This is a genomic window from Planctomycetota bacterium, assembly GCA_026387035.1.
Lineage (GTDB): Bacteria > Planctomycetota > Phycisphaerae > FEN-1346 > FEN-1346 > JAPLMM01.
Map to the genome: position 1 here is coordinate 1 of JAPLMM010000213.1, position 5,045 is coordinate 5,045.

The window sequence follows — 5,045 nt, forward strand, 5'->3', positions numbered from 1 at the left end:
GGCGATCCTAAAACGCCTCCGGAAGGAGATCTCGCGGCACCAGTTCGAGATTGCCCTGCAGGCGGCCATCGGGTCGCGTATCATCGCCCGTGAGACGATCAAGGCCTTCCGCAAGGACGTGATAGCCAGGTTGTCCGGCGGCGACGTCACCCGCAAACAGAAACTTCTGAAAAAGCAGAAGGCCGGCAAGAAGCGGATGAAGATGATCGGGACCGTCGCGGTTCCTCAGAAGGCCTTCATGGCGGTTCTCGAAGCCGAGTGATTGACCCGCGCGGGTCTGGCCATGCCAACCCGGCCGGGCCTGAATCGGGGCGTCCGGCACCCGCCATCCGCGTTTCAGTGAACGCGGAAGGTTCTATTGGCCGATAATAAACCGGTTTCCCCTACCGGTTTGGTCGCTGTGCACCCCAGGCGAGCCGTCTTACAACTATAACCACGTGGGTCTCTGGCCGTGCGCGACGGGATGGGGGTTGCCGTGAGCACAGATACCAACCGGGCAGCGGTGGGTGAAGCGGATCCTCCGGTGTCAAGCACGGCCGTTCTGCTGGTGGACGACGAGCCGGACATTCGCTGCGTCGTGGCCGCGAAGTTGCGGGCGGCGGGCTACACGGTTGAAACGGCAAGCGACGGTCCGGAAGCCTGTCGCAGGATGGCGGAGTCGCCGCCCCATGTTGTGCTCTTGGACGTCATGATGCCCGGGATGAGCGGCATCGAAGTCTGCCGGTGGGTCCGGAGCCAGCCGGCGGTCCAGCACGCCTACGTGATTTTTCTGACGGCCAAGAGCCAGGTCAGCGACCGGGTGAGCGGTCTCGACGCCGGCGCGGACGACTACGTCGTCAAACCGTTTGACTTGAACGAATTGCTGGCACGGGTGCGGGCGGGCGAACGGCACTACACGAACGTGTGCGCCCTTAAGGAGCAGGCCGTCCGCGACGCGCTGACGGGGCTCTACAGCAAGCAGGTGTTCTGGGCGTTTCTGGAGAAGGAGTTTCACCGCGCGCAGCGGTACGCGTATGCGCTGGCGATCGTCGTCATCGACATGGATAACCTGAAGGCCATCAACGACGACCGCGGACACCTGGCGGGGGATGCGGCCATCCAGGCGGTGGGGCGCGTCCTGGAAGGCTCTCGCCGCGGCAGCGACGTGGCCGTTCGCTTCGGCGGCGACGAGTTCGTACTTTTGCTTCCGCAGACGGATTCGGCCGGGGCACAGATTGTTGCGGAGCGCATCCGGCAGGGGGTGGAACATGCGCCCGTCGAGCACCCGGAAGGCGCGTTCCCACTGACCGTGAGTCTCGGCCTGGCGTCCACCGACAGATGCCCGGTGCATACGCCTGAGGAACTGTTCGAGTTGGCCGACGCGGCCTGCCGCGACGCCAAGCAGGGCGGCCGCAACAGGGTCCGTTTCTGCCGTGATGCGGCAGAGGTGGCCGGGAGGACGTCATGAAACTGCGTTCGAAACTCGCGCTGGGGTTCGGCAGCGTGCTGATCGTCTGCCTGGCGGCCAGTTACCTGTTGACGGAGACGCTCTCTCGCTCGTCGGCCGAGTTCGTGCGCGTGGCCCGCGAAAGCATGCCGACCTACGCGAATCTGCTCCGCATAAAGGATTGCCACGAGCGCCTCGGGGTGCTGGTGCGGCAAGGGCTCTCGGGAGCAGACCCCTTGTGGAGCACGCGGCGCGTGGACACGCTGAAGGTGGAAATGGACCTCCTGCATGAGGGGACGGGGAAACTGCTGGAGGCGATGGCCAGTTACGACCCGCTTGATGTGAGCGAGATGCAGAAAATGATGCAAGAGTTGCAAACGGCCGGCCACGAGGCGCTAAAGCAGGGACAGCGGGCCGTCGGTACGGTCCGCACGGACCCCGACGAAGCCAACCGCGTGTACGGGGAGCACTTCAGGCCGGCCCAGGAACGTGCGGCTCGGATCATCGAAGGCCTGGAGGCCCAGGTGGCCAGGCGCTTGACGTTTCAGGCGGAAAGGCTGCGCGGCATGGCCCAGTCGCGGGCGCGCCTGGTCGGGACCGTGGTGCTTCTGATTCTGCTGCTCCTCATGGTCGAGGCCTTGTCGCTCGGGCGGTACGTCACGCGCCGGATCGAACGTTTGCGGGAGGGGGCCAACCGCCTGGCGGACGGGGACCTCGCGGCTCGAGTGAAGATGAAGGGGAAGGACGAACTGGCGGAACTCGGTGCCACCTTCGACCGCATGGCGGAGGTGGTCGAGGGCCAGACCCGCACATTGGCAACGAACGCCGAGCGACTCGAAAAGGAGGTCGCCGAACGCACGCGCCAACTGGCCGAAAAGGGCGCGGAACTTGAAAGCAAGAACCTGGCTCTGGCACGGGCCAACGAGGAATTGCTCAGCCTGGACGCCATGAAGGATGAGTTTGTGTCGGTTGTCTCGCACGAACTCCGCACGCCGCTAATGGCCATGCAGGGCGCCTTGTCGCTCCTGGCGGAAGGGGAGGCCAAGCAGGAGACGGGCGAAAGAGAGGAGTTCATCGCCTTGTGCTACCGGAACACGAACCGCCTCATCGCCCTCGTGGAAGAGTTGATGGACCTGGGGAGCCTCGACAGCGGGCGAGTCCACCTGCGGCCGGGAACCATGCGCTTGGCCGAGGTGGTAGGTGACGTCGTGCAAAGCCTGCGGGTGATGGCTCAGGAGCGTGCGCTGGAACTGACGGCGGACGTGCCGGCCGACCTGGTCGCCTGGGCCGACGCCGACCGGACCGCCCAGGTGCTCACGAACCTGGTTTCCAACGGCCTGAAGTTCACGCGGGAGGGCGGGGTCCGCATCACCGCCCGCGAGGCAGGCGCTTTTGTAGAGATTGCGGTTGCCGACACGGGGGTTGGAATTCCCATCGAGGTGCAGCCGATCATCTTCGACCGGTTCATTCAGGTGCACGCTCCGGCGACGCGAAACGCCGGGGGCGTCGGGCTCGGCCTCGCCATCGCGAAGATGCTCGTGGAAAGGCAGGGCGGCGAGATTTCGGTCGAGAGCACCCCGGGCCGGGGGTCCACATTTCGCTTCACGCTGCCGCGGAGCCCCGGCGGGACGCCCACGGAGTCGCCGACGGTTCACGAACTCGCAGCCCACAGGAACTGATGAGGTGCACGGAGAAGAAAGGGCGGCCCCCGCGAGGGACCGCCCCAGTGTCCGTCCGGTCAGCCTCAGAAGCCTACGGGGAGACGCGCGTCACGTTCTCGGCCTTGGGCCCTTTGGGTCCCTGGGTGAGTTCGAATTCGACTTCGTCGCCCTCGGCGAGGCTCTTAAAGCCGTCGCCCCCGATACTGGAGTGGTGAACGAAGACGTCGCCGCCTCCTTCCTGTTCGATGAAACCGAACCCCTTCTGATCGTTGAACCATTTGACCTTACCGCGTGGCATTGCTGGTACCTCCTGACTCCGATTAAGGAAAAAGCCACCCGGGCGAGCGGAGAGCCTCGGCCGACTGGCTACGACCGCCCCGTACGAACGCACGCGACGGCGTGCAGGATTCCAGACACGCTGCTTCCCGATGCAACCAGGCGCCTCGCTTCACAAGACGGTTGTTCAGGGTAAGCCGGAAGAGGTGGCGGCGTCAAGAGGAAAAACGGCAGGCCGCCGAACCACCGTCAAAAAAGCCCTTTTCGCTTGCGTGGGAGCGGCCGGGACCCTAAATTGGGCGTCTTCGCGGCGTGGCCCTGAAGCACGCCGGCTGCGGCTCGTGGGGGAACGGAACGAGGTTATGGCAAGAGGCAGGCAGGCGATTCTGACCGGGTTGGCGGCGGCAGCCATCGCGGCCGGGGCGGGGCTCCTGGCAGGCTGCGGCCCCCAACCCTGGCGGACCCCCGATGGGCAGATCGTCACGGGAAAAATTGATTTTCAACGCGAACCGGCCTCCGGCCGCGTGTACCATCTTTATATCCCCAAGTCCTACAATCCTCGCCGGGCGTATCCGCTGGTCGTGACCGCCCAGGGGACGTTCCCGTTCGATGAGGCGTCCGGGCAGCGCGATCGCTGGATTGGCGCGGCGGAACGGTACGGCCTGATCATCTGCTCGCCCGACTTTGACTCCGCCACGGGCCTGCTGGTGATTCCGGTGGACCGGCCGGGGCCGGAACTGGTGCGCGATGAACTGGCGACCCTGGCCGTTGTCAAGGAATTGCTCGGCCGCTACAGCATCAACCGCGACGCCATCATGATTACGGGATGGTCGGCCGGCGGCTTTCCGGCCCACTTCATCGGGCTTCGGCATCCGGAGGTGTTTCGGGCGATCGTGGGTCGGACGGCCAATTTCAACGAGCACCTCGTCACCGACGACGTCGCCCATCGCGCCCGCCACAGGCACGTGTACGTCTTCTTCGGCGAGGGCGACCTGCCGGGCTTCGACGAGATGAACCGCAACGCCAACTTCTGGTACACCGTCCGCGGATTCCGCAACTTCGTCATCCGCCGACTGCCCGGCGGTCACGACCCGAACCAGATGGAGGCGGCCCGGTATTTCTCGAACATCGTCGCGCACTGGCCGGCCGTCCACATCGACGCCTCCCCCACTCAGGGGCGGGCGCCCCTGACCGTGCGCCTGGAGGCGCGCGTCCGCGACCCGGACTCGCCCGACGGCCGCGTCGATTCCGTCCTCTGGAACCTCGGCGACAATGCCGTCTCCGCCAAACCCGCCTTGACGCACACCTATGAAAAGCCCGGCCTGTACAACGTCTTCCTGACGGTCGTGGACCTGGACGGCCACCACGAATACACTCAGACGTGGATTCAGGTGGATTAGTACTACAACGCTACTTGTGCCCAAGAGCCGCCAGGCGAAAACGCAAGCGTACGCCGCTTTCAGGCTGTAGCGCGGGGGTTTATCCCCCGCGCCTTCCTGCGCGGGGCACAAGGCCCCGCGCTACGGCGCGTAAGGCACGCGAGGCCCATCTCTCACTGCCCGTCGGCCAACATCTCCATCAGGGCCTGAACGTCGATGCTCTCGGAGACGAGGCTCTTGGCCGCCTCGATCTTGTCCGTGTCCTCGGGGCGGATCTTGAATCGCAAATCGCGGAGCCGCGTC

At 65.3% G+C, this 5,045-nt stretch carries 5 protein-coding genes; 4 read left to right on the forward strand and 1 reads right to left on the reverse strand.

The window, feature by feature from the left end; translation table 11 throughout:
- From NTX40_07555 to NTX40_07565, 3 genes are all read left to right on the forward strand, one after another.
- Positions 1 to 262 (forward strand): elongation factor 4 (locus tag NTX40_07555; protein ID MCX5648935.1); only part of this gene is annotated, 262 nt, incomplete at its 5' end.
- Positions 263 to 523: 261 nt separating this feature from the next.
- Complete coding sequence (locus tag NTX40_07560) at positions 524 to 1,447, forward strand: diguanylate cyclase (protein MCX5648936.1); 924 nt, start codon at positions 524 to 526, stop codon at positions 1,445 to 1,447.
- Positions 1,444 to 3,105: an ATP-binding protein gene (locus NTX40_07565; protein ID MCX5648937.1), complete on the forward strand. Its 1,662-nt coding sequence runs from the start codon at positions 1,444 to 1,446 to the stop codon at positions 3,103 to 3,105. Before NTX40_07560 ends, NTX40_07565 begins: the two co-directional genes overlap by 4 nt.
- Before the next feature lie 73 nt (positions 3,106 to 3,178).
- Here NTX40_07565 and NTX40_07570 read toward each other — a convergent pair whose 3' ends face one another.
- Positions 3,179 to 3,385: a cold shock domain-containing protein gene (locus tag NTX40_07570; GenBank protein ID MCX5648938.1), complete on the reverse strand. Its 207-nt coding sequence runs from the start codon at positions 3,383 to 3,385 to the stop codon at positions 3,179 to 3,181.
- Positions 3,386 to 3,725: 340 nt separating this feature from the next.
- On the opposite strand from NTX40_07570, the gene NTX40_07575 reads away from it, so the two are divergent.
- On the forward strand, positions 3,726 to 4,763 hold the full coding sequence (locus NTX40_07575) for a PKD domain-containing protein (GenBank protein MCX5648939.1): 1,038 nt from the start codon (positions 3,726 to 3,728) through the stop codon (positions 4,761 to 4,763).
- Positions 4,764 to 5,045: the final 282 nt, after the last annotated feature.